This window comes from Agromyces aerolatus (genome assembly GCF_031432255.1).
Lineage (GTDB): Bacteria > Actinomycetota > Actinomycetes > Actinomycetales > Microbacteriaceae > Agromyces.
This window is the reverse complement of record NZ_JAVKGQ010000002.1, coordinates 263,331-263,902: the sequence shown is the minus strand read 5'-3', so window position 1 is coordinate 263,902 and position 572 is coordinate 263,331. Positions and strand designations below refer to the sequence as shown.

The following is a 572-nucleotide window of genomic DNA, read 5'->3' as shown; positions in this document are numbered from 1 at the left end:
CGAACACGAGGTCCGACAGGCCCGGGAGCTCGTCGGTGATCCCGACACCCGACAGTGTCACGTCACCGGTGTTGGTCACGACGAACTCGTACGCGATCGTGTCGTCCGTCAGCACACCCGTCTTGACCAGCAGGATGCCCGGGGCCTGCGGCACCGGCTGCTCGTGGTCGTCGACGTCGGTCACGTCCGGGCCGGCCGGCGGCGTGCCCGTGGTGGTCGCGGTGTTCACGACCTCACCGGCGTCGCGGTCGGCCTGCGTGAGCTCGTACGACGCGGTCGCCGTCACCGACTGACCCGGCGCGAGCACGCCGGCCTCGGCCGGCCACTCACCGAACACGAGGTCCGACAGGCCCGGGAGCTCGTCGGTGATCCCGACACCCGACAGCGTCACGTCACCCGTGTTCGTCACGACGAACTCGTACGCGATCGTGCCGTCCGTCAGCACACCCGTCTTGACCAGCTGGATGCCGGGCGAGGGCACGAGCGGCTGCTCGTGGTCGTCCTCGTCCGTCACGTCCGGGCCGCTCGGCGGCGTTCCCGTCGTGGTCGCGGTGTTCACGACCTCACCCGCA

Annotated in this window: 1 protein-coding gene; it reads right to left on the bottom strand. The window is 70.5% G+C overall.

Translation table 11 applies throughout. The annotated features are described in order from the left end of the window. A partial coding sequence (locus tag RH864_RS04105) for a DUF7507 domain-containing protein (protein WP_449224127.1) occupies positions 1 to 572 on the bottom strand: 572 nt, incomplete at both ends.